Source organism: Candidatus Enterococcus leclercqii, assembly GCF_009933135.1.
In the GTDB taxonomy this organism is placed as follows: domain Bacteria; phylum Bacillota; class Bacilli; order Lactobacillales; family Enterococcaceae; genus Enterococcus_C; species Enterococcus_C leclercqii.
The window spans coordinates 83,302-109,902 of sequence record NZ_MAEH01000010.1 but is presented as its reverse complement, the minus strand read 5'-3'; the positions used below and the strand labels follow the sequence as shown (position 1 = coordinate 109,902).

26 protein-coding genes are annotated in these 26,601 nt (G+C 45.0%); 4 read left to right on the top strand and 22 right to left on the bottom strand.

The genetic code is table 11. The annotated features are described in order from the left end of the window. Window positions 1–14: 14 nt before the first annotated feature. The 8 genes from BAU14_RS04480 to BAU14_RS04445 all read right to left on the bottom strand — a co-directional run bounded on the left by BAU14_RS04480 (window position 15) and on the right by BAU14_RS04445 (window position 10,800). The gene (locus BAU14_RS04480) at window positions 15–1,394 is read right to left on the bottom strand and encodes a family 43 glycosylhydrolase (protein WP_161898886.1); all 1,380 of its coding nucleotides are present in this window, start codon (window positions 1,392–1,394) and stop codon (window positions 15–17) included. Window positions 1,395–1,544: 150 nt separating this feature from the next. Next, window positions 1,545–2,519: a LacI family DNA-binding transcriptional regulator gene (locus BAU14_RS04475; RefSeq protein WP_161898885.1), complete on the bottom strand. Its 975-nt coding sequence runs from the start codon at window positions 2,517–2,519 to the stop codon at window positions 1,545–1,547. 246 nt (window positions 2,520–2,765) lie between these two features. Then, a complete protein-coding gene (locus tag BAU14_RS04470; protein WP_161898884.1) occupies window positions 2,766–4,253 on the bottom strand; it encodes a glycoside hydrolase family 32 protein in 1,488 nt (495 codons plus the stop codon). Further along, window positions 4,254–5,867 (bottom strand): ABC transporter substrate-binding protein, encoded by a 1,614-nt coding sequence (locus BAU14_RS04465; protein ID WP_161898883.1) that lies wholly within the window; start codon window positions 5,865–5,867, stop codon window positions 4,254–4,256. An 81-nt stretch (window positions 5,868–5,948) separates the two neighbouring features. Then, window positions 5,949–6,836 (bottom strand): carbohydrate ABC transporter permease, encoded by an 888-nt coding sequence (locus BAU14_RS04460; protein ID WP_161898882.1) that lies wholly within the window; start codon window positions 6,834–6,836, stop codon window positions 5,949–5,951. A gap of 15 nt (window positions 6,837–6,851) precedes the next feature. Then, entirely contained in the window at window positions 6,852–7,715 is an 864-nt protein-coding gene (locus tag BAU14_RS04455; protein ID WP_161898957.1) for an ABC transporter permease subunit, read from the bottom strand. A gap of 512 nt (window positions 7,716–8,227) precedes the next feature. Further along, entirely contained in the window at window positions 8,228–9,841 is a 1,614-nt protein-coding gene (locus BAU14_RS04450) for an ABC transporter permease (RefSeq protein ID WP_161898881.1), read from the bottom strand. Between the two features lie 77 nt (window positions 9,842–9,918). Continuing rightward, complete coding sequence (locus BAU14_RS04445) at window positions 9,919–10,800, bottom strand: ABC transporter ATP-binding protein (RefSeq protein WP_161898880.1); 882 nt, start codon at window positions 10,798–10,800, stop codon at window positions 9,919–9,921. 201 nt (window positions 10,801–11,001) lie between these two features. Between BAU14_RS04445 and BAU14_RS04440 the strand changes: the two genes are divergently transcribed. After that, a complete protein-coding gene (locus BAU14_RS04440) occupies window positions 11,002–11,604 on the top strand; it encodes a TetR/AcrR family transcriptional regulator (RefSeq protein ID WP_161898879.1) in 603 nt (200 codons plus the stop codon). Window positions 11,605–11,812: 208 nt separating this feature from the next. Here the strand turns inward: BAU14_RS04440 and BAU14_RS04435 are convergent, their stop codons facing one another. From BAU14_RS04435 to BAU14_RS04405, 7 genes are all read right to left on the bottom strand, one after another. Then, complete coding sequence (locus BAU14_RS04435) at window positions 11,813–12,385, bottom strand: dTDP-4-dehydrorhamnose 3,5-epimerase family protein (protein WP_161898878.1); 573 nt, start codon at window positions 12,383–12,385, stop codon at window positions 11,813–11,815. Between the two features lie 103 nt (window positions 12,386–12,488). Continuing rightward, entirely contained in the window at window positions 12,489–13,406 is a 918-nt protein-coding gene (locus BAU14_RS04430; RefSeq protein WP_161898877.1) for an alpha/beta fold hydrolase, read from the bottom strand. 76 nt (window positions 13,407–13,482) lie between these two features. Continuing rightward, window positions 13,483–14,025, bottom strand: a complete 543-nt coding sequence (gene nusG / locus BAU14_RS04425) for a transcription termination/antitermination protein NusG (RefSeq protein ID WP_161898876.1) — start codon at window positions 14,023–14,025, stop codon at window positions 13,483–13,485. 102 nt (window positions 14,026–14,127) lie between these two features. Further along, window positions 14,128–14,298, bottom strand: coding sequence for a preprotein translocase subunit SecE (gene secE, locus BAU14_RS04420; protein WP_161898875.1), 171 nt, complete (start codon window positions 14,296–14,298; stop codon window positions 14,128–14,130). A 25-nt stretch (window positions 14,299–14,323) separates the two neighbouring features. Further along, window positions 14,324–14,476: a 50S ribosomal protein L33 gene (rpmG, locus tag BAU14_RS04415; RefSeq protein ID WP_161870291.1), complete on the bottom strand. Its 153-nt coding sequence runs from the start codon at window positions 14,474–14,476 to the stop codon at window positions 14,324–14,326. A 155-nt stretch (window positions 14,477–14,631) separates the two neighbouring features. Next, window positions 14,632–14,829 carry a hypothetical protein gene (locus tag BAU14_RS04410; protein WP_161898874.1) on the bottom strand — a complete coding sequence of 66 codons (198 nt, stop codon included), beginning with the start codon at window positions 14,827–14,829 and terminating at the stop codon, window positions 14,632–14,634. A 112-nt stretch (window positions 14,830–14,941) separates the two neighbouring features. Further along, window positions 14,942–15,454 (bottom strand): QueT transporter family protein, encoded by a 513-nt coding sequence (locus BAU14_RS04405; protein ID WP_161898873.1) that lies wholly within the window; start codon window positions 15,452–15,454, stop codon window positions 14,942–14,944. An 800-nt stretch (window positions 15,455–16,254) separates the two neighbouring features. Between BAU14_RS04405 and BAU14_RS04400 the strand changes: the two genes are divergently transcribed. After that, window positions 16,255–17,238 (top strand): diacylglycerol/lipid kinase family protein, encoded by a 984-nt coding sequence (locus BAU14_RS04400; RefSeq protein ID WP_161898872.1) that lies wholly within the window; start codon window positions 16,255–16,257, stop codon window positions 17,236–17,238. Window positions 17,239–17,355: 117 nt separating this feature from the next. Here the strand turns inward: BAU14_RS04400 and BAU14_RS04395 are convergent, their stop codons facing one another. The 4 genes from BAU14_RS04395 to BAU14_RS04380 all read right to left on the bottom strand — a co-directional run bounded on the left by BAU14_RS04395 (window position 17,356) and on the right by BAU14_RS04380 (window position 22,458). After that, window positions 17,356–20,055: an ATP-dependent RecD-like DNA helicase gene (locus BAU14_RS04395; protein WP_161898871.1), complete on the bottom strand. Its 2,700-nt coding sequence runs from the start codon at window positions 20,053–20,055 to the stop codon at window positions 17,356–17,358. A gap of 41 nt (window positions 20,056–20,096) precedes the next feature. Beyond that, complete coding sequence (locus BAU14_RS04390; protein ID WP_161898870.1) at window positions 20,097–20,753, bottom strand: histidine phosphatase family protein; 657 nt, start codon at window positions 20,751–20,753, stop codon at window positions 20,097–20,099. 91 nt (window positions 20,754–20,844) lie between these two features. Further along, window positions 20,845–21,372, bottom strand: a complete 528-nt coding sequence (gene trmL, locus BAU14_RS04385; protein WP_202622163.1) for a tRNA (uridine(34)/cytosine(34)/5-carboxymethylaminomethyluridine(34)-2'-O)-methyltransferase TrmL — start codon at window positions 21,370–21,372, stop codon at window positions 20,845–20,847. Window positions 21,373–21,699: 327 nt separating this feature from the next. Continuing rightward, window positions 21,700–22,458 carry a helix-turn-helix domain-containing protein gene (locus BAU14_RS04380; RefSeq protein ID WP_161898868.1) on the bottom strand — a complete coding sequence of 253 codons (759 nt, stop codon included), beginning with the start codon at window positions 22,456–22,458 and terminating at the stop codon, window positions 21,700–21,702. Window positions 22,459–22,658: 200 nt separating this feature from the next. Here BAU14_RS04380 and BAU14_RS04375 point away from each other — a divergent pair, with 200 nt between their 5' ends. Next, complete coding sequence (locus BAU14_RS04375; RefSeq protein ID WP_161898867.1) at window positions 22,659–23,675, top strand: acyltransferase; 1,017 nt, start codon at window positions 22,659–22,661, stop codon at window positions 23,673–23,675. 209 nt (window positions 23,676–23,884) lie between these two features. On the opposite strand, the gene BAU14_RS04370 is transcribed toward BAU14_RS04375, so the two are convergent. The 3 genes from BAU14_RS04370 to BAU14_RS04360 all read right to left on the bottom strand — a co-directional run bounded on the left by BAU14_RS04370 (window position 23,885) and on the right by BAU14_RS04360 (window position 25,678). Beyond that, window positions 23,885–24,157, bottom strand: coding sequence for a hypothetical protein (locus tag BAU14_RS04370; RefSeq protein WP_161898866.1), 273 nt, complete (start codon window positions 24,155–24,157; stop codon window positions 23,885–23,887). Between the two features lie 72 nt (window positions 24,158–24,229). Then, a complete protein-coding gene (locus tag BAU14_RS04365; RefSeq protein WP_161898865.1) occupies window positions 24,230–24,367 on the bottom strand; it encodes a hypothetical protein in 138 nt (45 codons plus the stop codon). Between the two features lie 456 nt (window positions 24,368–24,823). Further along, window positions 24,824–25,678, bottom strand: coding sequence for a methyltransferase domain-containing protein (locus BAU14_RS04360; RefSeq protein ID WP_161898864.1), 855 nt, complete (start codon window positions 25,676–25,678; stop codon window positions 24,824–24,826). Window positions 25,679–25,882: 204 nt separating this feature from the next. Here BAU14_RS04360 and BAU14_RS04355 point away from each other — a divergent pair, with 204 nt between their 5' ends. After that, window positions 25,883–26,524, top strand: coding sequence for a copper homeostasis protein CutC (locus BAU14_RS04355; protein ID WP_161898863.1), 642 nt, complete (start codon window positions 25,883–25,885; stop codon window positions 26,522–26,524). The last annotated feature ends 77 nt before the right edge of the window (window positions 26,525–26,601 follow it).

The following is a 26,601-nucleotide window of genomic DNA, read 5'->3' as shown; positions in this document are numbered from 1 at the left end:
GTCTTCATTCCCTTCTAATTGTTGCGTCGGATCACCAGCGGCTGTGTCTTAGCAGCGTAAATCCGATTTGATAAAGCCCGTCCCTGGTAATATAGTTGTATGATTTCGCCTTCTTTAACAATGGTCAGTGGCGACTCTTGCTCTATGATTTGCGGCAAAAACATCTCCGTAATCGCTTTACTATCGGCAATTTGGTCTTCAAATGTATTGTAATACGCCATCCGGCCGGCCTTGCGATCAACTACTAGATGATTACTTTTGCCAAAGCTGATTATCAGCTTTTCGATTCCACCAGCAACTAAATCTAACTCATACGAGCCGGACTTTTCAGCGGGAATCGTGATTCCTGCGCCATTGGTTGCTAACCTGGCATCTCCTGCTTTTAGTGTCTCAACTTCATTCGTTGAATCTAAATCCGGGCAAGCTACTAAGTTTGCCGCCCCATTGACTTTCAAGCGATGCCACGCCAAATTTCCCGCCCAATTGTAAGCAAAATTGTCATCAGAGCGCTCTTTTGTAGGAATCCAACCCACAAGATACAATTGCTCCTTCATAGTTACCAGGCGCCCAGCATAAAAGCCGGCGCCATCCACATGGTCCACCTCTTCAGCCAAGGGCTCAAATGGACCAGTTGCCTTTTTTGCCACCCGATAGTGGACAACTCGCTTGTCCCATTGATCTGAAAAAGCCAGATACCACCGATCTTCAAAGTTTACCAACGACGGACACTCAAGATTGGAGTCGTTTCCAAAATCGTTCACAAAAAAGACTCCCTGATCTTCCCAATTCTTCAGATCACGGGAAACATATTTAGCAATCACGCCGGTGCCTTTTTGGCGCGTCGTGAGCAACATCCAATACTCATCACTTTCCGGTGCTTGCATTACAAATGGGTCTCTGAAATCATCGCCCTCATAGTCCCCACTGGCAAAAAACGTATCTTCTGGCAACTTCTGCCACGTTTTGCCATCACGGCTGACTGCATGCATGATTCGCTCTTTTGGAGACAACTCTCCGTTATGAGCAGTATAAAAACAATGGTAGCCCCCCGCTTGGTCTTGCATCACCGTCCCGGTCCCCAGTGCCCGCTCAGGATCACGAACCTCATTTACATAAGGCAGCACCTCGCTGAAATGATTGTATTCACGAAAATTTTCAGTGGTTAACAGGCTGAAAGGATGAAAGCCTATCGCTGCATCTCGATGATCCTCCAAATAGTAAATCGCCATTTTTTTACCGTCAAAATAAGGCATCGGATCTCCTACAAATGTTTCGCTATTGCGGGGAAAGCGACTGACGATCCTTTCACCGGTACTCGCCTCTTTCAGCCAAAGCCCACCGGCCAAAAGACTCCCCGCAACCAGCGGTAGTGCCCAAAACCAGGTCTTTCTCATCTTGCTTTTCCTCCTACATTTCTTTCCAAATTCAAGATCTTCCTAGTGCTTGCTTTTGAATTAAGAGATAGCGGTTCTTTTGAAGCCGTGGCTTCTTTCAAAAAAAGGGAAACCTGCGCGGCAACTGCCACTTCGGTCTCCCACAAGTTCTCAAACAGGTTTAGTCGTGCCGCCAGCACCAAAATGAACCGGTAAAACCGTACGTTTTTCTACCTGCTGACCATTGATTACCGCCAATAATTTAGCCACGGCTTCTTCTGCCATCAATTGCAGCGGCTGAACGATAGTAGAAACCAAGTAACCGCCGCCTTCTCGCAGCTGTTGGCCATCAAAGCCAATCACTTGGATTTCATCAGGCACCTGTCGTCCTAATTTTTGAACAACCGCTACAACATCAAGTGCCATGGAATCATTGATGGTAAAGATCCCGTCAATATCTGGATGAGTCTGCAAAAACTCAGTGACTCGTTCCGGCACATTTTCCAACGGCTCCAGCATATCCAGCACTACACAAGGCAACCCCAGTTCACGACATTCGATTTCGAAATACTTGCGCCGACTTTTGGTTTCGTTAGGTGTTTCCTGATAGCCACCGATATAAGCGACTTTGCGACAGCCACGGCGAAAAAGCTCGTTGGCCGCCAGTCGCCCGCCGGCAGAATTGTCAGCAGTGACGTAGATAACTTCTTCTGTAAAATAACGATCGATGCTGACAAAAGGCAAATTGCTGGAAATGTATTCATCAATATCCGAATAAGTGATGCCGATAATGCCGTCTACTTTATTTTGGGTCACCATTTGGATATATTCCTGTTCCTTTTCACTGTTACCATTGGAATTACAAAGATACAATTTATAGTGTTGCCGCTCCAAAGCGGTTTCTACGTGAAAAGCAAATTCGCCAAAATAGGGATGCCATACACTCGGTAAAATCAATGCCACGGTATTGGTGCGGTTCATTTTCAAGCCCCGGGCATAAAAGTCCGGCTGATAGGCCAGCTCTCGCATGGCGGCCTCTACCTTCTGCCGAGTGGCGGCTTTTACTGATCCATTGTTCAAGACGCGGGAAACAGTCCCAACGCCGACACCAGCCAGTTTGGCGACATCCTTCATAGTTGCTTTCATCCTGATTCCTCACCTTTCTGCTCTTCGTCCAGTATATTGAACTTTTGCGAAAAATACTACCGTGTTTTCACCGGCAAAGGCGACAGGGTGAAGCCTGGTGTCTAATTGATAACGTCAAAACTGAAACTCATCGAAATCTGTTTTGACTGCTCTTTTGAGAAATTTGGTGATTGGCGCTGCTCTTTGCAATCGCCAATGATCACTTCTTTAATTTGCGGATTGCTGCTCTCTTATCCAAAAGTCCGATTAGCTGCTGACTTTAGCTGTCTCAAAGGCATTCACGATCGTTTCTCCCACGGAATTAAAGAGGATATCTCGGCCTTTTTCTAGTTCATAAAAAGTAGCGGTCATCACCTGAGAGCCATTGATGAAGATTTCTACTGAACTCGTGTCTCGGAAGACTTCCAAAACCAGCTGTCCATTCACCAACGGCACATGAACTTTTCTGGCATTCAGTGGTTCCGCTTCACTGCCAGTCAACGGGCGGCCAAAACCACGACGATCTAGACAAAAGGTCTGTGCAAATACATCATAATTCAGCAGCAACGCTTCTTTTTGGCTGCGCATCAGCTGGATGGTGAACGCTTCAGCTTGGGAAAGATCGGCTACCAAATGCAAGTAGCAGGTGTCTTCCATCACATTGCGAAAAACGACAGGACTCTCTGTCACGCGAATATTTTCCGATCCCTGTTGGTAAACCAGCTTGCTGTAAACTGTGGAGACTGGTTTTTGAATCAAGCGGTCTTTTTTCACTCGCAATTCTCGTGGCAGCGTCATGGAACCTGCCCAATGATGGCCCAAATCGTGTGTCGGTAATGTCCGATGCCACATCTGCATCCAAGCTACCATCAGCCGCCGTCCTTGTTCATCTTCCATTGTTTGCGGCGCATAAAAGTCCAAACCAAAGTCCAGCTCATGGTAATTGGCCACCATCAGCTTGCCTGATTGCCAATCCATCTCCCCAATAAAGGCAACCGTTGAGCTGATATTGTGGTAAGATAAACCTTCTTTTTCCATCTGGATTGGAGAGATAATCAACACATCACGTCCATCCAAAGAAAAGAGATCTGGGCATTCCCACATGATGCCTTGGTTTTTTTGCCCTTCCAATAAAACAGAGAAAAAGTCCCATTTGAAAAGATCCGGCGATTTGAACAGCAGGATTCGTCCTCGCTCATCCGCAGTTTTAGTCGCTACCACCATGTAGTAGCTGTCTTCATGCCGGAAAACTTTTGGATCTCGAAAATCTTGAATGAATCCTCGATCTCCCAACTCTTTTTTGCCCACAATAGGATTGCCGGTAAATTTTGTAAAATGAATCCCATCTTCTGACACTGCCAAGCATTGTTGCTGGTGCATCACCCCATCAATTTCTTGGCAACCAGTGTAAACTAAAAACAGTTTTCCCTCTTTTTCGATAGCACTACCGGAGAAACAACCACCGCTATCATAAGGCTGATCCGGCGCCAATGCTTCTGGCAGATGTTCCCAGCTAATTAAATCACGGCTACGGGCATGCCCCCAGTGCATCGGTCCCCACTGACTATCATAGGGATAATGCTGATAAAATAAATGATAATACCCTTGAAAAAACACAAAACCATTGGGATCATTGATCCAGCCCACCGGCGCCATCAAATGATAGCGCTGGCGGTAACGAGGATCAACTTTTCCTTGCATCATTTCAATAAAACGGTCGGCCTTCTCTAAGACCCCACCTTCGTCAACCAACATCTATTGTGCTCCTTCCACGAAGGTATCATAACCTTCCTGTTTAATCTGAATCCAATCATCAATGCCTACTCGTTTCAATTCAGTCAGATAGGCATTCCATTCTTCGTCAATTTTGCCACCAGTAATCCATTCGGCCCGCTTGCGGTAAATATAATCCCACATGTCCGTCTCAATTTTTGCCAATCGATCGGTCTCTTCTTTCGCTAAAAAGACTTTTGGATAATTATTTTCTTCCGTAATATATGGCAGATAGGTTTCATGCATCAGATCCAGACGCCATTTGGCATCATCCGGCATGGTAGTCACGGTATCGTAGTAAGCATCCAAAACTGCCAATGGTCCGGCAGCTTCCGTTTTTTGCCGCAGCTCTCCGGGTGCTTCTCCGTCTAGTGGCAGATGTTTTAGCATTCCATCTTTCAACTCAAAAATGTTGGCCTGCTCCGTATCGCCGTATGTGCCCCAGTTATTTTGTACCGACTGCAATGGTTCGTACATCTTGTCCACCCACTTGGCAGTCAGCTCCAAGTTTTTGTTGGCACTGGTGATTACGAAACGATCCCGAGAAAAACCCATGCCATTCGTGCGGGTTACATGTTTAGTGCCATCCGGGCCTGCTAAGACAGGCAGCACATCATAACTGTCGTTGTCTCCGGTAATATTGGCTTTGTCCCAGGTGAAATAGACCCCGTATTTATGTTCTTTCCCCTTGGCCACATAGGTATTCCAGTCTTGTTCAAAAGCTTCATTATCAATCAACCCTTTTTGATACATTTCGTTCAAGTATTTCACTGCGTTTTTGTAGCCCTCTTTGTTAGCAGTGAATTGAACCTGTCCATCATTGTCAACAATCAGGTGATCGTCGTTGTCTCCTTCACCGAAAGCCCCAAAAATATATTTCATATCTTCGTTGCCGCCATCATTGATAAAGCTAAAGGGAATCTCGTCTGCTTCTCCATTGCCATTGGGATCTTGGCTCTTAAAAGCTTCCAGGACGGTCATCAGCTCGTCGGTTGTTTGAGGCATCTCCAGTCCTAATTTTTCCAACCAATCCGTGTTGATCCAGGCCATGCAGTTAACCGTATGAATCGATTCTTTGCCCTGACCCAGTTCTTCAATCCACGGGAAAGAATAGATATGGCCGTCAGGAGCCGTGGATAATTGGCGATACTCTGGGTTTTCGTCAAAAATCTTTTTTAGATTGGGCATGTGGTCATTGATCAAATCTTCCACTGGTACGATTACCCCACTTTCTGCCCAATTCAGCAGATCATAATCACCGGCACCAGCATTGAAGATGGCATCCGGCAGATCACCACTGGCAATGTCCAAGTTACGCTTTTCAGCGAAATCCGTGTTGTAGTTGGTCCAATCAATATGCAAGTTGGTATCTTCTTCCAAACGTTTGAAAATCAGCTTGTCATTAGGGTCTTTAGGCGCCAATGCCGCACCTTGCGAGATCATCTTCAAGGAAACTTTTTCTTTCAGAGGAAAGCTGACCTTTTCCAGTTCATAATCCGGGCTGGACTTGGCTTTGTCCGCTGCCGAACCAGAGCAAGCCCCTAAAAGCAATGCGGAAGACAGTAGGATGGGAACAAACCATTTCTTTGATTTCATGTGAGATTCTCCTTTTTATATGAATGTTAGGTCGTGTTTGAACACGCCTTGATTGAACAAAATCAGTGGCAGAACTTAAGCTTATCCTTTGACTGATCCCACCAGCACGCCTTTGTCGAAGTACTTTTGGAAGAAAGGATACATAACGATCAGCGGCAAACTAGAAATCACGATGGTGGCGTATTTGATCAGTTCAGCAATCTGTTTCATCTCTGCCATTGCTGTGTTGGCCCCTACCATATCTTGTGACGGTTGATTTTGAATCAAAATATTGCGTAAAACTAACTGCAGAGGCTGTAAATCAGGATCTTTGATGTAAATCATGGCATCGAAGTAGGAGTTCCATTGCCCGACAAAAGCGTATAGGAACAAGACGAACATGATTGGCTTAGCCAGTGGCAGCATCACTTTGAAAAGAATTTGCAAATCATTGGCCCCGTCAATGGTAGCTGCCTCCGATAATTCCTTAGGCAGCCCACTGAAATACGTTCGCGCTAAGATGATGTTCCAAACATTAATAGCCCCAGGTAAAATCAGTGCCCACACGCTGTCTAACATTCCCAGATTTTTCACTAACAAGTAGGTTGGAATCAAGCCGCCTCCCACAAACATCGTGATAACAAAAAAGGTCATGATAATGTTTTTGCCGACCAAATCCGGTTTTGATAAGGGGTATGCCGTCAACATCGTTATAAACACTGTCAACAGACTGAAGGTAAAGGAATAAAACAGTGAATTAAGAAAGCCTCTTAGGATGGAGTCATCCGCAAAGACCCGCTGATACCCTTGGATCGTCCAGTCCCGCGGGTTAAAACTCAAGCCTTTATTGATTAGCGTTGCCGGATCCATGAAAGACGCAATCACCACATACACTAAAGGAACAATAGTAATCAGGACCAAAAAGGCCACAATAATCCGATTGACCCATAAGATGCGGCGGTCAAAATTCGTATAAGCATTGGCATTCATAAAGCCATCCTCCTTTTATAAGCCTTGGCCGTCATTAAGCTTTTTGGTGATCCCATTCACCAGCAGCAGCAAAACGACGTTGATGATCATGTTAAAAAGTCCGACAGCCGCCGAATACGCATAGTCACCTGACTGCAAGCCCACCTTGTATACATAGGTCGAAATGATTTCAGAAGCCGGAATATTCATAGACGTTTGCATCAAATAAGCTTTTTCATAACCGACATTCATGATATTGCCAGCAGACAAGATGAAGTTGATAACCATAACCGGTTTTAAAGCGGGCAAATCAATGTGCCAGATTTTTTGCATCACATTGGCTCCGTCAATATTGGCCGCTTCATATAAGTCCGTGCTGACACCAGCTAAAGTTGCGGTATATAAGATAGAAGCCCACCCCATCCCCTGCCAGATGCCGGATAGGATGTAAATCGTCCGAAAGTAGCCTGGATTGGACATAAACATGATTGGTTGACCGGTAATTTTTTCCACCAGTCCATTGATTGGACCATTTGCCGATAAGAAGAGAAACAACATCCCCACAATAATTACTACTGAGATAAAGTTTGGTGCATACAGGATTAACTGAATTTTTTGCTTGATCTTTTTATTGAGGATCTGGTTAAGGCTCAGTGCTAACAAGATTGGTGGAAAAAAGCCCAGCAATAGCCCGTAGACACTGATCTTCAAGGTATTGGTCAGGAGCATGGCAAAGTTTGGCGAACCGATGAACTCTTTAAAGTGAGCCAACCCTACCCACGGGCTTTCCATGATTCCCAGCATTGGATTGTAATCTTTAAATGCGATGATCGCTCCGTACATAGGCACATATTTGAAAATCACCGTCAATCCAATTCCCGGTAAAAGTAGCAAATACATCCATTTATCTCTGTGAAGACGCTTTTTCAATCTGACCCATTTTGTGCTTTCCTTACCGCCGGGTTCTGACAATTTGAGCTTCCTTTCTTCCGGTTCAAGTGTAACTTTTTCCACCTTGAATCCCCCCTGCCTCTATTTTAGAAACGTTTCCACTTTGTTTTAAAAAGAGCGATGCAGCAAAACTGCACCAACTGGAAACGTTTCCGATTTATTGACTACAGAATAGCACGCACTATCGAAGCGGTCAATCTTTTTTTTACTCTTTTTTTCATCGTTTGCCTTCAAAACGTTTTTTATTCTATGATAATCTTCGTTCGATAAAGCGTTTTCTAAACGTTTTATTGTTTTTCATTCAATAAATTATTATTTACCTAAAGCAGGTTATTAGGAACCAGTTTCTCAAAAATGCCCAGTGACTTGATTGCAATGTTTAGCAGCACTCACTACTTCCACGCTATTTTTGCAAAGACAATAAAAAAGCGTTCCCCGCTAAAAGCAGAGGAACGCTTTTTTCAGGCACCTTCTTTCAGGTCCCGTTGTTTATAGCCGAGATAGCCGACACAGATTAGTAGCAAACTAATCACCAAAACGATGCCAAAGCTCCAACCATCAAAGTTTTCCATTGGCATGGGGGAGGGCCAGTTCAAGGCTGATGTCTTGCTGAACCATTTTGGCAGATCCAAGATTCCGCCAAAATAACTGACCGCAAAAGAATATCCTAAATAGCCGTAGATTCCTTTACCCAGACTTGGCGCAAAGCCCAGCGTCACTCCTGCTAGGCCTATGAAAAACAACATTACCGGCAGATAGTTGAAACCGGCAGCTAAGAAATCTCCTAGATCCATCGTTGTAGTCTCCGACATCACCGAAAGCGCCGCAGCACCCAAGCTACCGGCAGAAAAGACAATTGCCAAGATACCGAAAAGTAATGCCAAAATCATCGTCCACCAGTACAACTGACCGCGAGAAACTTTGGTGGAAAATAATTGACTAAAATGTAGCCGGCTCTCTTCAGAAAACAGTTTATTAACGATAACCACTGGTAAGATTATGGCCAACCCGATCATCACCATCATGATAGTAGCGGTAAAGGAAGCTTCAATAGAGGTTCCGCTTTGAGTGAACATATGTTTTAACAACTCGTTGCCATCCAAAAAAGTCTGCATATCGCCGTAGATCGAGCCATAAGCCGCCCCTAATACTGCATAAGAAATCAGCCAACCAATGGCAACGCCGCGATTTAGCCGCAGTAAAAGTCCTGGAACCGATAGTAAACTCCTCGGTGCTCGACTGCGTCCTTCTCTTTCCGGTAAATAGCCGTCATTTAGATCTCGATTGCCTTCCAATACAAAGCTAAGCAAAACTACCGCCAATGAAAAAATTAAGCCAATCACTAATGGATACCAGCGATTTTCCGTAAAGGGATAGGTTAAATAGGTCCAGCCCATCGGATTAAACATGGATAGGTTCGGTACCGAGACATCCGTTGCAGCCCGAGCCATGTACAAGATTCCAACCAGAGAAAGACTCGCTCCAGTGGCTCCCGCTGAAGTTGGCATGATTTGTGCCAACAGTAAGCCCAACACGCCGCCGAGGATTCCTGCCAATGCAACCGAGCCGCCAAACAACCAGCTGCCTTGCCAACCGATACTGTGCACTCCGAAACTGCCCATCAAAACAGCTGTCAAGGCTCCCATCAAAAGGTTGATCAGCGTCATCTCTACAATGACCGCCAGAGAATTGGCCTGACGACCGACTCGAAACGAACGAATCAATTCCTGCAACCCCAGATCTTCTTCTTTGCGGGTATGTCCTACGACATGCAAGACTGCGACAATCATCGCAAACAATCCACAAAAAAGCAGCATCTCGTTAGCATACATTGCACCGACGGTATAAGAACTGCTCTGAGTGATAGGTGTCGGGCCTACCATCGCTGTCATGGCGGGATTTTGCATCGTTTCATACATCCCAACCAGACCTTGCCCTTTGGCGATCTCTTCAAACGCCGGCACAAAGCCTCCATTAAAACTACCAAGACCCACGACCCAAATCAAAATTTTCTTCCAGTCTCGCTTCAAATATTCAATAAACAACAAATACCATAAGGCAAATTTCTCTTTCATGCTCCCCACTCCTCTTGGAAAATAAGCGTCACAAAACCCAACAGTGCTGTTTCTGCTGCTTTTATCATAGGTCTGTCTTAGCTTTCATAATGACGGATAAACAGATCCTCCAGTGTCGGTGGTACGACCTCAAATTTTTTCACCTGTAAACCCGCCGCTGCTGCGAGCAATGCATTCATATGTTGATCATCGAGGGAAAAGGTGGCCTGTGTCCCCTGAATAGAAAAATCATGAACCCCCGGCAGTTTCTCCAAAGTAGACAAATCACCTTCAACGGCAATCGTTACCGTTGAACGGGTAAGATGGCGCATGTCATCTAACGTGCCACTTTCCACCACGACACCTTCTCTGATGATTACCACCTTGTCTGCCAACCGCTCCACCTCACTCAAAATATGAGACGACAGCAGAATGGATTTACCTGAATGCTTCAGCTTTTCCACCTCTTCTTGAAAGACTGCTTCCATCAAAGGATCAAGTCCAGAAGTTGGTTCATCCAAAATATACAGCTCCGATTCCACTGACAAGGCTGCAATTAAGCCGACTTTTTGCCGGTTTCCTTTTGAATAGCTTTTAGCCTTTTTCTTAGGGTCCAGTTCAAATTTTTTAATCAGCTCTTCTCGTTTGTTGTGATCACCGCCACCGTGAAGCTTCATAAAGAGATCAATAATTTCGCCACCAGTTAAATTCCCCCATAAAACAACGTCTCCCGGCACGTAAGAAAGCTGTTTGTGGATCTCAATGCTGTCCTTCCAAGCATCTTTACCAAAAACTGAAACGGTTCCGCCGTCTTTTTTGATGATTCCCAAAATCGTACGGATTGTCGTTGACTTACCGGCACCATTGGGACCGATAAAGCCGACTACTTGCCCCTTTTCAACGGTGAAACTTACCTCTTTCAACGCCTGAAACTTACCAAAATTCTTTTGCAGCCCTGACACCTTTACAATCTCTTCCATAATCATTCCTCGATTCCGAAAATTAATTTCTTTGAGAGTTCACTCAACAATTTTAAACCGATTATTCTTTTCGAGTCCAATATTATTCCTGAAAAATCGAAAAGTCAACGAAAATACCATTTAGTTTTGAACGACTACAATGGTTGCAGTTCAAAAAAAACCGATTATAATAGATGTAGAAACTTATGAGCAGGTGATCTTATGAACGGCTTTGAAAAACGCACCCAAGAAAAAAAGGCCCGTGTTTTGCAGAGTGCCTTTGATTTAATCAATACTTCCCAAGGCGTTGCCGGACTAACTATGGCTGCCGTGGCAAAAGCCTCTGGAACTGCCAAAGCCACTATTTTCAAATATTTCGAAAGCAAAGAAAAACTGATTCAGCAAGTCTTCATTGATTACATGGAGGATTTAGGCCAGCAAGCTGAAACCATGTTGGCCCAACCTATGTCTTTTGAGGAAAAACTGGTGACGATGGCGAAATTAAAGGTCCGCCATTTGGAGCGGGTAGACCAACAGTTTTTCGTAGATATGATGGATCTTTACACGCAAGAAGACGACCCAGAGCTAGCTGCTGTGATGGCGGCTTACACCAAGCGTTCTTACAACTTGATGCTTGATCTATTTCATCAAGGTCGCAAAGAAGGCAAAATTGACTTGAAATATTCCGATGAATTTTTAATGTTATATATGGAAGCGATGGTCCGTGGCGTGGCCGCCCCAGAAATCTATCGACAGATTAACATTCACTACACGGAAGACTGGACTGAAATGTTAATGAAGTCCTTGGCACCTAAGCCGCGGTGAACGTCTCGGCAAGCATGAATACTTTCTCCCAGCTTTCTCACAATAAATATAAAAAATGTAGGTGTCACATCATCTTCAAAAAGGATAGACAAATAGAGGCCGCCGGCGGGATTCCTTCGGTGGCCTCTATTTCAATAATTATTTTTATGCAGGTACTTAATTTAGTAATCGCTCGCCTTTAGTAATCACTTAAATAGTTTGGCTGCTTTTAGGAAGGTCGATGAAGTACTTCCTTTAATGTAGGTGCCTGTGAATCTTTTTCAGAAATCTGTGTTAAATCAGTAGGATCAATGACAATCGGCCAATGGATGCCCAATTCGGGATCTAATGGTGTCACCGCAGAACCAGACATGCCCGGCTGCCATTCGTTATCAAAGAAATACAGGTATTCCGTATCTTCTTCAAGTGCCTGAAATCCATTACAGACTCCTTGAGGGACAAATACTTGAATACCTGGTCTCAGTTGGACAGTCACTACGGCCCCGACTGTTTTGCTGCCTAGTCTTGTATCTACATAAACACCAAAAGCTGAACCATAGGCTACTGTGACTAGTTTTGACATTGCTTCTCCATGTAACCCCCGCACCGCGCCACGTTTTGTACGGGTCAGATTAATCTGCTTCCAAGAAGAAACACTTTCTGGCAATACTTGTGAATAAGCGCTTTTACGATAAAGTTCTCGCACGGTTCCTCGTTCATCAGTCACCGTCTTACTGTTGATAATTTTAAGTCCCTCAATCGTCGAATCTTCGTGAAAGAAAGAATCACTATGTGCTATCATGTTCACACCCCTGTCATTTCTTTAACCCAACAACTATCCCATCTCACTAGATATTCGTCAACTCCAATACAAGGATAGTATTCTATTCTAAAAAAATTCCCCTTCATTTTCCCCACAAAAAATTAGTCACTGCTTGATCGACTGCGGTATTTTCATGTAGGAGGCTGTGTTGGGCGTTTTTGCCAATGAAGACTTGATAGCTGACCGCAACTTTGGCCTGCCGTAGTGGTGCGATACCCGCCAATGCACTGGTGAGAGGCACCGTCCCGTCAGAAAGATCTTCCTCGGACAGCTGCCCGGCGATTACCAATAGTGGCAAGTCGACGGGAAATTGACTACCGACTTCAAAAATTTCCGTATAACGGGAATTTTTCACTGTTGGTCCTTGCTGGATTTCATCATCGAGGCTTTGATTAGCGGCGGTGTCGGTAAAATCATTAAAGGGGGCTGCTATCACAACCGCCTTCGTGAGTTTTGGCTGCTGGGCATCTTCACTATACTCACCTAAATATTTCACTACTGCCACGCCGCCTTGCGAATGACCCACCAGATTAACTTCATTGATGTTGTATTCTTGTTTGAGATATGCCAAACAAGCGGCGATCCAAATAGCGTAATTCTCATCAGTGGTTTGATTGTTTTCAAAGAGCACTTGAATCAAGGGATTCGTTTTTTCACCGGAAAGTTTCCCCTTACTCGTGACAGTTCCTGCCGCATCCACAGTCAAAGATAATTCGTTAAGCCCCGTCCCGTCACCACTGAGACGACTAATCATCCCGCCAAATGACCCCCAGCCACCGGAATAACCGTGAATAAACACTGTCGGCCGAGAACTTTTTACAATGGAATTCTCTTTCGCCCCATTCGTAGTCGTTTCCGCTGTTTCAGAAATGATAGTCGTCTGATCTGCTGATTTAGCTACTGCCGAACTTGACGAAACGGGGCTCTTTTGCCCGCCGCATCCAGTCAAAACAATCACCAGCCCTAGCCCCATTAGCCAGCCGCCCATTTTTTTGATCACGCCTTTTCCTTCTCTCTGTCTTTTAATTCCTGTTTTGCTGACAAAAAAGCCGCCCGAAACCCGAGCGGCATTCTTTTTATAAGCTGTCGACTTGATCGAAGTCCAATTCGGCACTGGTTTCCCGACCAAACATGTCGATGGTGACTTTCAATTTTTGACGTTCTTCGTCAACTTCCGCCACTTGACCTTCCAAACCGGAGAAGGCACCTTCTGTAATTTTGACAGTGTCTCCCACAGCTACCTTCAAATCCGATTGACGGGTACTCATGCCAATGGAGCGCAAGATGTGGTTAATTTCTTCTTGCAAAAGTGGTGCAGGTTTACTGCCGGCACCATGAGAGCCGACAAAACCGGTAACTCCCGGCGTGTTACGAACCACGTACCAAGATTCGTCAGTCATCACCATTTCCACCAGTACATAACCAGGGAACGTTTTGTGAACGACTTCTTTTTCTTTGCCGTTTTTAACTTCTTTCTCAGTTTCTTCCGGAACCACGACACGGAAGATGAAATCCCCCATCCCCATGCTTTGGGCGCGAGATTCAATGTTTGCTTTGACTTTATTTTCATAGCCGGAATACGTGTGCAACACGTACCAATTACGTTCAAATGATTCCATTTTTAAGGACTCCTGTTCTTTGGTAAAATAAAAAAACCTCAGTTGCCCGAAGTTTTTCTTCACTGGTATTATAGCACCCTTTGCGGGAATCCACCAGTTAAATTATTTTAAAATCAGACCGAACAAGGCTTGGATCGCCGTATCCATCACAAAGAACATCAGACCGAAAATAATTGATGTCTCGATTACTACCAGTGTATCTTTTCGCAATTCTTTTTTCGTGGGCCAAGTCACATTTTTCATTTCAGCAAAGACGCTTTTGATAAATTTCATGGGTATCCCTCCATCCAACAGGTCGTTATTTTGTTTCCCTATGCAATGTATATTGATTGCAATATTTACAGAATTTGTTAATCTCCAGGCGTTCGCCTTTTTTACCTTCACTCACTGATTTGGTGTAGTTGCGGGAACCACACACCGAACAGGCCAAAGCCGCTTTTTTCGTTGCCATTGATTGCTTCCTCTTTCTTGATTCAAACCATAGGTGCCTAAACTCATACAATTTAAAATACCACGAAAAAAAACCGCCGTCAAGTTGCGGCGGCCCCTAGTGACAATCAGGCGGGCAACGATTTTTTCTTTTCCTGCCAGCGTAAAGAGAACCCTTCACCACTCTTGATCCTCTTCATTAGAAAAGCTGTCTTCTGCATCCTCCCACAGCTCATTTTCATCGAGCTCGGCTTTAACTTCCCCCTCAGAATCCTCCTCATCTGTTTCCGCATTATCAGCAGCTAGTGAGGCTTCCTTTTGCTCCTCATCCTCCATAAAGTGATTCCAGCCAACAAAACTATCAAAGTCATCCATTTTCATTCCTCCTCGCGTTATTTTTCCAGGGCCTTTTCTTCTATTATCAGTTTAGCATGAAAAAACAAAAAACCTCCCAAACAATACAAGGGAGGTTATTTGTCCCGAGGAATTAAACCCGGCGACTAAAATTCAATTTTTCGTTCAACAGGTACATCAAAGGTGCAGTGATTGCCATAATCGCTACTTCACTGAGTGCCAGAGTTCCGTACGTTGCCCAGAACGGCACTTCACCCGTGATAGTGAGCATGATTGCAATCAAAAACATGCTTGCAGTAAAGAACAAGGTATTGGCTGCCAAGCGAACTTTGACATTCTTGATTCTTTTTTCCAACAGGCTCGTAGCTGTCAGCGCCAAAAGTGTCTGTCCGCCGCCGAAAACCACATCCATGATTCCGTAGCCGAACAGGGCATTGTAAACGACACAGCCCACGAAAATTCCCCACAAAAATTCCTTGTTGAAAACCACCAGATGATTCAATCCTTCTGAGATTCGTAGCTGTACCGGTCCAGCCGCCAGCGGTGTGATCAGCGACAACACTACGTAGAGAGCTGCCACGACAGCATTCACTGTCAGCACTCGAACATTGCTCACTGAGCTAGTTTTATTGAGTTTTTCTTGCATTGTTTTTCCTTCTTTCTCCTAGTTTTGGTTACGCGGGATGGTAGTCAAACGAACCGCGGGGAGTGCCCTCCCGAATCCGATAGCCAGTATAGCAGATTTCTTCAATAAATGGAACCACCGTTATCAGTCTATCTCTTTTTTACATTCGGCAATACCAATTTAAATCTTATTGGTAAAATAAACTGAAAAAGGAAAACAAAAAATAACTATAACTTCAAAAATCAGTGGCTACACAACAATTCTCCTAAAGTATAAAATTTTCTAAATACAGATATACCAATTTAAACAACCGCTTGCTTTTTCCCTAGATACATGGTATAAAATAGGTGTAAGGGGTCATAGGAATTCCCAGTAAAAGCAGCCGATGTAGGCGCTGCCTGAAAAGAATTGTTATGAGCTACAAAACGAAAAAGGACGTGGGAATTTGAGAACTCCTTACCAACTGAACAGGTCTAGTGAGTGAAGGAATCAAAACAAGTGGACATCAGAACCTTGGATTGATTAGAAGACCACCAAAGCAACACCCTCCTCACTCACTAGGCTATTTTTGTGCCTTCAAGTTGGGCAACTACTCCCAAAAACCATAGCTAACGACTGCCGGCTTGTGACTAAGCCGGCTTTTTCTCTTTTAAATCTGAAAAACCTCTGTTAAAATACGGGCATTGAGAATTGCTGTCAGGCTTTCAGCGTCTTTTCGTCAAAAGCTTGGCAATAAGACACCGCAAACAGCCGACTAAAGTGCAGAGATTGCCTTTAGAGCTTGTTGTTTCGGCATTTATAGAAACGGAGACGCGCCCTTCATGAAATTCCACTTTCACGTGTTAGTCAACCAGGCTTCCGGCAGTGGCCGGGGACAAAAAGTCGGCGAGAAAATCATCGCTTTACTGGAAGATAAAAAATTTGCTCATACATTATATTTTACCGATCACGCCGGTCACGAACGAGAGCTCGTCCGCAATTTAGTCTTTGAAGATGTTTTGGCCCCTTGGGATCCTGAAAATCAGACGATTGGCGACGACCAGCTCTTTCCTTTACTGATGGTGATTGGCGGCGACGGAACCTTGCACCAAGTCTTAAATGAGCTGTACCGCCTAAACAAAGATATCCCGGTCAGCTACATTCCCGGCGGTTCTGGCAATGACTTCGCTCGGGGCATTGGATTGTCCCCTCAGCCAGAAAAAGCCTTTTGGCAGATTGTTCAAGCGCAAGAGCCGCAAGCTGTCAACAACTTGCTCTACGACGAAAAAATTCAAGCTGAGACCGGCGTAGTTATCAACAATGTCGGTATCGGTCTGGATGCAGCCATTGTCAACGCCACCAACGATTCTCTCACTAAACAGCAATTGAATAAGTACAATCTTGGTTCGTTGGCCTATATTATTTCAATCGTGAAAGTACTCTTCACACAAAAAGGCTTTCCTATTTTAGTAGAAGTCAACGGTGCCGAATATGCTTATAACAAAGCCTTTCTCTGTACCACCACCAATCATCCTTATTTTGGTGGCGGGGTTGCTATTGCTCCCATGGCAAAAGCAGACAAGCCCAATATTGACCTCGTAGTTATCGAACGAATCAACATGCTCAAAATCTTTTGGCTGATTATTAAGCTGATTCGCAAGACCCACACAACTTCCAAATATTATCACCACTTCAACAGTTCTAAAATTCGTATCGTTTCCACCGTTCCGGAATATGGCCAAGCTGACGGTGAAGTCATGGGTAAACGCCCTTTTGACATCACCTTTACGACGAAAAAGCAGTGGGTCTGGTACAAAAAAGACTAGCAGCACGTCCAGCACAGTTTTCAGGTCTAGTAACCAAAGGCGCAAAAAAGACACTCAATTCACCGATTGTTTCGGTGTGTTTGAGTGTCTTTTTGGCTGTTGCTTCTATCATCAGCTTCACTGTTCTCCGTCACTTGTCTCCATAAACATCATCGGCGTTACACCAGCCATGCCAATCAATGGATCTACAGTCCCGGAACGAACCAACTGCGGAGTCAAAAGATGCTCAGCTGTGTCTTCTTCCAGGCTTGGCTTTTCTTGCACGTCTTCGCCTGATTTCAAAGACGGCTGCATCTCATGAGTGAGTGCTGCGTAATCCACAGGTTGTCGTGTCTCTTCTTGGGAAGCAACAGAAATGGCAGCCCTTGGATCTTCAGTGCTCGGCTGAAGCTCAACCACTTTATGCTCCGCTGATTCTTTAGCTGTCTCAGCTGCTAAAGAAGGCAGCTCAGCTTTTGGAAGCGGCAGGGAAGTTACCAATCCGGTATGGCCTTCATCCGCTTGTTGATCTTCGTATTGGTGAATCTTTTGTACCAACGCCGGAGTGATGCCAGCTGCTTCGGCTATCCGTCGTTGCAATGTCGTGCGGCGGGTAGCGGATTCCACCCGCACCGCGGTTTCAAAAGCACGGGTCTCTCCCAACAAGATCAGTAAGTCCTTGCTGCGAGTAACAGCGGTATACAACAAATTTCGTTGCAGCATTCGCTGGTATTGGTAGACCATGGGCAGAATCACCATTTTGAACTCACTGCCTTGAGATTTATGGATGGAACAGCAATAAGACAACGTGATTTTATTCCATTCATTGCGCTTGTAAGTAACTTCGGCGGCATCAAAGCGGATCGTCAATTCATCAGTTTTTTCTTCTGAATCCTTGGCATAGGTGATACCCACAATTACCCCCATATCACCATTGAAGACATTTTGTTCGGCATCATTGACCAGCTGCAGCACTTTGTCGCCAATGCGATAGGCCACGTCATTAAACAAGACTTCTTTTTTCGTGCCATCATTGGGGTTAAAAATTTCCTGCATCATCTTGTTTAAAGCATTGATCCCGGCAGGCCCCCGATACATCGGAGCCAACACCTGAATGTCTTGTGGCGTGAAGCCCTTTGCTTTGGCTTTACCGACAATCTGAGCCACGATGGGTTCAATCTGATAGGCATCACAGGCAAAAAAGGAGCGGTCCTTTTGATTGACAGTAAGGTTTTTCGGCAAGTGGCCGTTTTTGATTTCATGGGCCAACGGAATAATACTCGAGCCATCTTCCTGCCGATAGATTTCTGTCAACTCCCGCTTTGGAATCACTTCTACTTGCAACAAATCATGTAAGACTTGTCCGGGTCCTACAGAAGGCAGTTGATCTTTATCTCCCACAAAGATGACTTGCATGTCATTTTGGATGGCCTTAAACAGGGTGTTAGCTAACCAAGTATCCACCATCGACATCTCATCGACAATCAGCAGACCACCGTTTAACTCTTTGGCACTGGCAGAAGGCGTCTTCTCCCGGCCTGTAAGTCCCAATAACCGATGGATTGTTCCTGCCGGCAGTCCGGTAGTTTCATTCATTCGCTTGGCTGCTCGTCCAGTAGGTGCTGCCAGTTTAATAGGAAAGACATCACTGGAGGCATTGTGGGGGCTGAGATCCACATCGTTCAGGGCCGCAAATAATTTGACGATACCATTGATGACCGTGGTTTTGCCGGTACCAGGACCACCGGTAAGAATGAACAAAGGGGATTTGATTGCCTCAAAAATCGCTTCTTCTTGTGAAGTTCCGTAACTGATAGCCAGCTCTTTTTCAATCTTTCGCAACTCTTTTTTCAGGCGCTTTTCGTCATAAACGATCTCACTTTTTCGTTTTAACAAGCGTTCTACCGAGTTAGCAACGCCCCATTCGGCAAAATAAAGGGAATTGTCGTAAAGCTCCGTGCCGTCTTGTTGGATCTTGCCTTCTTCTACCAGCTGGATGATAGCATTAGCCAGCTCTTCTGGTGGAATCTCCACCGGCCGACTGCTCTCCAATAGCTCCATCACTTGTTCCAAAAGCTCTTGAGCAGGGATATACGTGTCCCCGGAAGACAGCGCATGATGGAAGATTTGATGCATAACACACGCCTTCATTCGCTGTAGGGAATCAGCAGAAATCCCCATTTGCTCTGCCAACTGATCGGCCTTTTTGAAGCCGATTCCGTCGATGTCCTCCACAAGTTGATAGGGATTCTCGTGGATGATATCCAGTGTTTCATTTTTATATGTCTGGTAGATAGCAAAGGCCAGCTGGCTACCAAAGCCATACTTGGTCAAGGTTACGATGACTTGATCCATGCCGTGATTGGCCCGAACCGTTTCAAGAATCATCTCTCGCTTGGCCTTCGTCAACCCGCTGATTTGCGTCAGTAAGCTGGGGTCATCCAGCATGCGGTTGATCGCATCATCCCCCAGTGTTTCTACGATTCGTTCCGCTGTCTTCTTGCCGATTCCGGGAAACTTATCGCTGGCAAAAAACTGAATCAGTCCAGCCGCTGACGTGGGCTGCGCTTGTTGATAACTGTCAGCCTTCATCTGTAGTCCGTATTTTGCATGCTCCACCAGTTGCCCGGTAAAGCGATAGGCCTCTCCTTCTTGAACATCACCGAAAGTACCCGTGACCACGATCTCGTCATCTCGATAATCCAAGTCGGTTTCTGCTACTTTTACTAAGAGGACTTTGAAAAAATTGCCTCCGTTTTGATAAAAAATCGCGGCAACCGTGCCGTCGATGGTTCCTTGTGTCTCTGACAAAAGCTGCCGCTCCTCTCTTAATTTCATCTGTTTCTATTTCAAAGCAGTGGCAAATACAAAACGTCTTGTTACAACAATGCATCTCTTCCGGCACTATCACCGAGAAATGACGCGTCATTGTAGGTGACTAGCCGATAAGGGGTTAATTTCAACGGTTCAATCGCCTCCATCATCGTCACGCTGTTATTTACCAGACCACCCATTTCCCGCAATTGAGACAATTCTTTGCCCGCCAACCACTGGATTGCTGCGGTCAATGATGCCCCATGCCCGACAAATAACAGCGGACCTTCATGCTGCATCACTGCATCTGCCACAACTGTTTCGATACGGGCTAACGCGTCCTCAATGGCTTCCCCGGCAAAAACCCGTGGATCATACAGATCCAGTCGATTGCGCAGGTGATCCAATTCCGTTGGGTACAACCCGCTCATCTCGTCAATCAACTGGCCTTCCAGCTTGCCCAGCCCCAGCTCCCGCAGCCCATCATTGTAATAGATCGGCGCCGGTTGCTTCAAATGACTTGCGATAGTTTCAGCCGTCTTACGGGCCCGCTGTGAAGTAGACGCATAGATTGCTTCAAACGGCACCTCCGCCAGATGCTCTCCCAACAGGTCCAGCTCCTTCATACTCTCAGGCAATAGCGGGGAGTCTCCCAACATGCCTTGAAAGCGTCGTTCCTTGTTCCATTCGGTTTTGCCGTGTCGGGTAAAGTAAATCTGCATATGCGCCTCGCTCTTTTCCATAAATTGATAAGTCTACTGCAGCTGGAAACTATTTTGGGATAGTTTCTCAGCCGCATCTTTTTACTGGCTTTTAGTCCAGCTTATCGTGTTCATAATGATGGGTCAGTTCCAAATTGGGAAACCCTTGTTGCCGCAGCGCTTCATAGACGACCATTGCCGCGGTGTTTGAGAGATTCAACGAACGAACATGTTGATCGTTCATAGGAATTCGCAAGCATTTTTCTGCGTTTTCCCGCATGAACGTCTCCGGCAAACCAGTGGTCTCTTTGCCAAACATGAAGTAATGCTCCTGCCCATCGGTATAATCCACCTCAGAATACACCCGATTGGCAAACTTGGTGATCAGATGCAGCTGTGCCTTCTCTTCTTTTTCAAGGTACGCCAAAAAAGCCGCCAAATCCTGATGGTAACTGATTGCAACAGCTTCCCAATAGTCCAATCCTGCCCGTTTTAAATGCTTGTCATCAGTAGAAAAGCCCAGCGGTTCGATCAGGTGCAGTGGGGTATTCGTGGCCGCACAAGTTCGAGCAATATTGCCGGTATTGGCCGGAATCTGCGGTTCAAATAAAACAATATGATTCACGCAAAAAATCTCCATTTCTGTCACGGTAGACAGCGATCATCAGACCAGCCTCCCGCAAAATTCTTCTCCTACTATAGCACAACTTTCCGCCCCTGCGCAGTAGTCCGAGACTGCTTTTCACGTATGTAAAACAAATCTTCAAAAAGCGAACACGCCCACTCTGACAACTTTTGCTTCTGTTACAAATGCAAAAAGCGGTGAGAAAGCGGATATTATCCAGCCTTTTCACCGTTTAAAAAAATGCTTTAATCAAAATTCAAACCGCAAAATACAATGGGCAGACCGCCGTGAGTCAGTCTTTTCTATTGGCCAAATTTCCCCCAGCAGCTCTGTCAACCTGACCTATTCCAGCCGCAGCTTTGGAGAATTGGGTAATTCAGCAAGGATTTCTTTTCGAATCAACAGCTGGCCCTCGTCTATTTTGGCAAAATGAGCAGACAGCCCAGCAAAATAAATGCCTTTGTTTAGATTTGAACCTTCCTTTTCCAGAATATTTTCCCGAGAACTCCGTACATAAATTTTACTTTCTTTTCGTCCACCAAACAGTTTTCTAAACCCGAGGACAGTCACTTGGATTCCCGATTGGTCCACCGCTTGCGCATAGCCTGAGACCCGAGCTAAATCACAAAACAAACGGTCACTTTTAAACGAGATCACATACTCTACATCCGCAGGTAATTGAACTTTCTGGCCGGTGACCGGATTTGTGACTTCTTCGGGAGAAAGCTCCTTTTTTTCGATTCCTGTAATAATCAGATCATCAGCCTCCAATACCAATGTATCGTTCCAAAAAAGAAGCCCCATCGTTACCAAGATTCCCACAATGATAAAAGACAAACCCGCCACACTACGTTTCAACCACTTTTTTGAGCGACTATCGAAATTCAGTTCCTCCACCATTTTCTGATCTTCCTTTAAAAGATAATCCAACGGCAGCTGAAAAAACTCACTCAGTTTTACGACCTGATCCAGATCCGGATAGCTCTTATCATTCTCCCACTTTGAAATCAGCTGTCGGGTAACAAAAAACTCTTCCGCCAGATTCTCCTGGGTTAACTGTCGCTTTGTACGTTCCTCCTTGATGATTTTCCCTATGCGCATGCCAAACTTCCTTTCGCAACTTTTCCTTGCTGACAGTATAGCAAATCAAAGACTGTGACGACATTCTTCCATTCAAAAAAAGGCCGCAACAAAATAGAACATACTAATACATCAAGGTTTTCGCCCTTTGTTACCCATCGTTGCTGGCTAAGCCCAACAGTAAAAAGTTACACTAGCTAAACCTGATAGGAGGTTTTCCTGTGAAAAAAACATATCCTTATTTATCACTAGCACAATTGCTCGCTTCACTTCTTGTCATTTTGGTTCACTGTGGCCGCTTGTCGGAAATTCCGTGGCTTCATTTTTTACTCAAGTCGATTTTTTGCCGGATGGCTGTTCCCTTCTTTTTGGTCATCAACGGTTTTTTCTATCGGCAACGTCAAAAAACACAGCCAGACTACTGGTACGTTTTTTTCCGCCAACAATATAAAACGTACCGCTACCTCAGCTGGGTTTATCTGCCTTATGGTCTCTTTATTTTATATGAACGACAGGTGTCTCTTTTACTACTGCCTTTTGCAATCGTTTGGGGCTTACTCTTCTTGGGGGTTTGTTACCACCTTTGGAATTTTCCGGCGTTACTTTTTGCAACCCGCCTGACCGAAAAACTCCTCCAGCATATAGGGTATCTCGGGAGCTTTGCGCTTTTTTTGACACTGTATGCTATCGGTTCCTACGAAACTTATTCTGCCTATTTCAGCCACAGTGCCGTTGAACCGGTGTATCAGCTTTACAAGAGTGTCTTCTTCACCACACGCAACGGACTTTTCTTCGCGCCGATTTTTATTTGGCTTGGTTTTTTCTTACAAGACAATTACCAAAAGCCTTTTTTCAAACAACAGCTGCCTTTAAAGTTGTTTTTCAGCGGATTATTCGTGAGTGGCGAAGGTTGGCTGATTTACCACAATCAAGGAGATGACAAAAACTTTTTATTCAGCTTGATCCCTTTGCTGCTGATTGTTGTTCCTTGTCTACTAAAACCTCAGCTTACACGTCTTCCTGATCAAAAATTCAGAGCCATCGGAAAAGAACTTTTTTTCTGGCATCCCGCTGTTTTGGAACTTATCAAAATAAGCTTTCTAACCAGTAGAGGCATCGTCATCCAGGGGCTGCCGCTTTTTATACTGACCGTCTTTTTTACAGGTACGCTGCTGTATCTCAAAAAGCTTCGACAACAGTTTGACGTTCAGAAGCCGAAAAAAGCCCTGTTGAAATAAAACCACCGACACCCCCTTGTAAAAAACAACCGGCCACACGGATATACCATCTGGCCGGTTTCTTTTGATATTCTATTTGGAAAAGCTATTCTGAAAATTTCAGTTCGATATCTTCAAAACCCTCTTTCTCCAAGAAGATTTTTGCCTCCTCATCATAACCAGTGTAAGCAAAAACCGAATAGGAAATATTTTCTACCGTTTCATAGCCACTATCCCTTTCGTAATAAGTGATTTCCCCATTTTTTTTCTACCCGTAAGCGTTCTGAATTATTCTTTCCTTCTTTGACCCGCTGATGGAGCATTGCCCGCAGCGCTTTTGAATCAGTGATCTTGATTGCAAACCCGCTAGGATAGGCGATTCCAGCTGCTATCGGTAACTCCGTTTCAGTTGTCGGTAAAAAGGTTTTACCTACCAATCTTTCGATATTCCGATTATTTACTGTAAAATCCCAGTTTCCTTTTGTTTCTATACTGTCCAACATATAAAAGCCAGGCTTAGAAGGCTGCCGTGCCTCAAAGCCGGTAACTTTATCGATTGAAATATCAATCTCCTCTTAATTTGCATAGCCGGCAAATTGTTTTGGTTGCATTTCAAAGTAATATTCCATCACATGATTTTCCCTGTCCAAATTGCCATCGATTCTCATAGCGAACTCATCCAAATTACGACCTTCCGAAGTCTGGATAGTCATCCTTGGCCAGAATTCTTCGGCCCAATGTTCTTTTTCAACCATCTTTTTATTTTTGGAATAGTCGATTGCCAACGTAAAGCCAATGGCAAGATCATATGTATCGTTGCATCGTTAAAAAACCAAAACCATCGCAACAAAAAAAGGCCCAAGCCACAGCCCGTTCCTTCACTTTGCAGACCAAAGCCTCTATTCCCTTCTCACGCCTTCCGCTACACACTGAGTTTTCGAAGTGTTCTTCTTCAAAAACAGACAATTCACACGACCAACCTAAGCTCCCCGAAAAAAACACAAAAAAAACGTAGCAACTCGGTGTCAAGCACGGCAAGTTGTTACGTTAGTGAAGCTCTTTTCACTAACTTTTATCAGAACAGGAACCTGATAAAAACCAATGAAAAATGACTTGACGTAACTATATCACCCATCGCAGATTTTTGCAACAGGAAAATCTCAAAAACTTCACAAAAAAGCAGAATTTTCGCCCTTCAGGAGCAATAAGTCAACTGTGATTTTACTTAAAGGTTGTTTTTTTAATTCAGCTTTTCGCTCTGGTTTGACACCCCATTCTAAAGGGGACATTTCCAAAAGATCCAGTCTTCGCTCTGCTGGGATTTCAAACTGGTACGTTATTTCTTCACTTTCGAAGTGTCGGTAAAACTCTGTGAATTTCGTTACCACAGGCGCATTGGAGTACTGTTGCTTGGTGACATCCTCCGGGTAGAAGGCTTGTCGGAGTTCCTGCAAGTAACGAGGGCCCGGAACCACCTTCAATAACTGCCCCGCCGGCTTCAAGATTCGGGCAAATTCCCGATAATTTGAAGGGGAAAAAATATTCAGCACTGTATCGAAACGCTTATCAGCAAAAGGCAAGTTGGTGAGGTCAGCCACACACCAAAATGCTGGTTGCGGTTGTTCCGTTGCCATGTAAACTCCTTCTTTGGAAATATCAAACCCGATAGCTGCTTGTTGACCAGTTTGTTCTAACAACAAATCCAGAAAACTACCTTCGCCACAACCGACATCCAGCAGTGTTCCCGCACTCGGCACCAACGCTGCTAGTCGTTTGAGCAGCGGTTGATACATTCCGCTTTGGATCATGCGGCGGCGGGCGGCAAACATCTCGTGGTCATAATCCGTCTTCACCTGGTGGGTCAAAAAGAACAGGGTCCCTTTTTTAGAAACATCAAAACGGTGCTGGTTTTCACAGATCAGCCCAGCAGCACTGCCCTTCATTGAGGTATGGCACAGTGGGCAACGAAACAATTGCGCCTGTTCGTAGACAAAGCGTTTGCCACGATCAATCTTCTTTTCCATCCTGTTCTCCTCGTCTACTGCTTTTTTCTGCCGCGTATGCTCCAGCGGCTGTGTCATTTCCTATGGCCGCTATGTTATCGGCGCCTCGTCCTCTACTTTACCACAGAGATATGTTAAAATTCTACACAGAAGAGCAGGTGCTTACAAAGCTTTGTTGCCTTGCAGACTTGCTATCATTCATTATTTCAAAGGACGTGACTTTAGTTGATTAAAGAATTTTGTGCTGAAAATTATACGGATATTCCAGCGGCCATCCATGCTGGTGCTGGCCGCATCGAGCTATGTGACAACCTGGCTGTCGGCGGAACGACGCCTTCGACCGGTGTCATCGAAGAAGCATTGGGCTATGCTGGTGAAAAAGGGGTGCCGGTAATGACCATGATCCGTCCCCGCGGTGGTGACTTTGTTTACAACGATATTGAGCTGAAGATTATGCACACCGACTTAATTGAAGCCAAAAAACTTGGAACTGACGGTGTTGTTTTCGGCTGCTTGACTCCTAGCGGTTGGTTGGACGAAGAAGCACTGGAACTGTTCATCGACAATGCAGAAGGTCTACAGATCACCTTTCATATGGCTTTCGACGCAATTCCGGCTGAACGGCAGTTTGAAGCCATCGATTGGTTGGCTGGTCACGGCGTAGATCGTATTTTGACCCACGGCGGAGCGGCAGGCACACCAATTCTTGACAATCTTTCCCGTCTAAAAGAGCTGATTGCTTACGCTGACGGTCGCCTTTTAATCTTACCTGGCGCGGGTATTACCTTTGAAAATGTCGATCAAGTCGTCAAAGAATTGGGCGTTTCTGAAGCTCATGGTACCAAAATCGTAAATTTGGCAAACTGATGGAAAACTAACCTCTACCAAAAATTTGGCGGCATTTCTTATAATAGAGCGCCTGTGGGGCACGCCACAAAAAAGTC

Bases quoted from the DNA above. Each gene is read 5' to 3' on its own strand.
- BAU14_RS04480 (WP_161898886.1), bottom strand. From the start codon at position 1,394: ATGAGAAAGACCTGGTTTTGGGCACTACCGCTGGTTGCGGGGAGTCTT.
- BAU14_RS04475 (WP_161898885.1), bottom strand. From the start codon at position 2,519: ATGAAAGCAACTATGAAGGATGTCGCCAAACTGGCTGGTGTCGGCGTT.
- BAU14_RS04470 (WP_161898884.1), bottom strand. From the start codon at position 4,253: ATGTTGGTTGACGAAGGTGGGGTCTTAGAGAAGGCCGACCGTTTTATT.
- BAU14_RS04465 (WP_161898883.1), bottom strand. From the start codon at position 5,867: ATGAAATCAAAGAAATGGTTTGTTCCCATCCTACTGTCTTCCGCATTG.
- BAU14_RS04460 (WP_161898882.1), bottom strand. From the start codon at position 6,836: ATGAATGCCAATGCTTATACGAATTTTGACCGCCGCATCTTATGGGTC.
- BAU14_RS04455 (WP_161898957.1), bottom strand. From the start codon at position 7,715: ATGTATTTGCTACTTTTACCGGGAATTGGATTGACGGTGATTTTCAAA.
- BAU14_RS04450 (WP_161898881.1), bottom strand. From the start codon at position 9,841: ATGAAAGAGAAATTTGCCTTATGGTATTTGTTGTTTATTGAATATTTG.
- BAU14_RS04445 (WP_161898880.1), bottom strand. From the start codon at position 10,800: ATGGAAGAGATTGTAAAGGTGTCAGGGCTGCAAAAGAATTTTGGTAAG.
- BAU14_RS04440 (WP_161898879.1), top strand. From the start codon at position 11,002: ATGAACGGCTTTGAAAAACGCACCCAAGAAAAAAAGGCCCGTGTTTTG.
- BAU14_RS04435 (WP_161898878.1), bottom strand. From the start codon at position 12,385: ATGATAGCACATAGTGATTCTTTCTTTCACGAAGATTCGACGATTGAG.
- nusG (WP_161898876.1), bottom strand. From the start codon at position 14,025: ATGGAATCATTTGAACGTAATTGGTACGTGTTGCACACGTATTCCGGC.
- secE (WP_161898875.1), bottom strand. From the start codon at position 14,298: ATGAAATTTATCAAAAGCGTCTTTGCTGAAATGAAAAATGTGACTTGG.
- rpmG (WP_161870291.1), bottom strand. From the start codon at position 14,476: ATGGCAACGAAAAAAGCGGCTTTGGCCTGTTCGGTGTGTGGTTCCCGC.
- BAU14_RS04410 (WP_161898874.1), bottom strand. From the start codon at position 14,829: ATGGATGACTTTGATAGTTTTGTTGGCTGGAATCACTTTATGGAGGAT.
- BAU14_RS04405 (WP_161898873.1), bottom strand. From the start codon at position 15,454: ATGCAAGAAAAACTCAATAAAACTAGCTCAGTGAGCAATGTTCGAGTG.
- BAU14_RS04400 (WP_161898872.1), top strand. From the start codon at position 16,255: ATGAAATTCCACTTTCACGTGTTAGTCAACCAGGCTTCCGGCAGTGGC.
- BAU14_RS04395 (WP_161898871.1), bottom strand. From the start codon at position 20,055: ATGAAATTAAGAGAGGAGCGGCAGCTTTTGTCAGAGACACAAGGAACC.
- BAU14_RS04390 (WP_161898870.1), bottom strand. From the start codon at position 20,753: ATGCAGATTTACTTTACCCGACACGGCAAAACCGAATGGAACAAGGAA.
- trmL (WP_202622163.1), bottom strand. From the start codon at position 21,372: ATGGAGATTTTTTGCGTGAATCATATTGTTTTATTTGAACCGCAGATT.
- BAU14_RS04380 (WP_161898868.1), bottom strand. From the start codon at position 22,458: ATGCGCATAGGGAAAATCATCAAGGAGGAACGTACAAAGCGACAGTTA.
- BAU14_RS04370 (WP_161898866.1), bottom strand. From the start codon at position 24,157: ATGTTGGACAGTATAGAAACAAAAGGAAACTGGGATTTTACAGTAAAT.
- BAU14_RS04365 (WP_161898865.1), bottom strand. From the start codon at position 24,367: ATGACTATCCAGACTTCGGAAGGTCGTAATTTGGATGAGTTCGCTATG.
- BAU14_RS04360 (WP_161898864.1), bottom strand. From the start codon at position 25,678: ATGGAAAAGAAGATTGATCGTGGCAAACGCTTTGTCTACGAACAGGCG.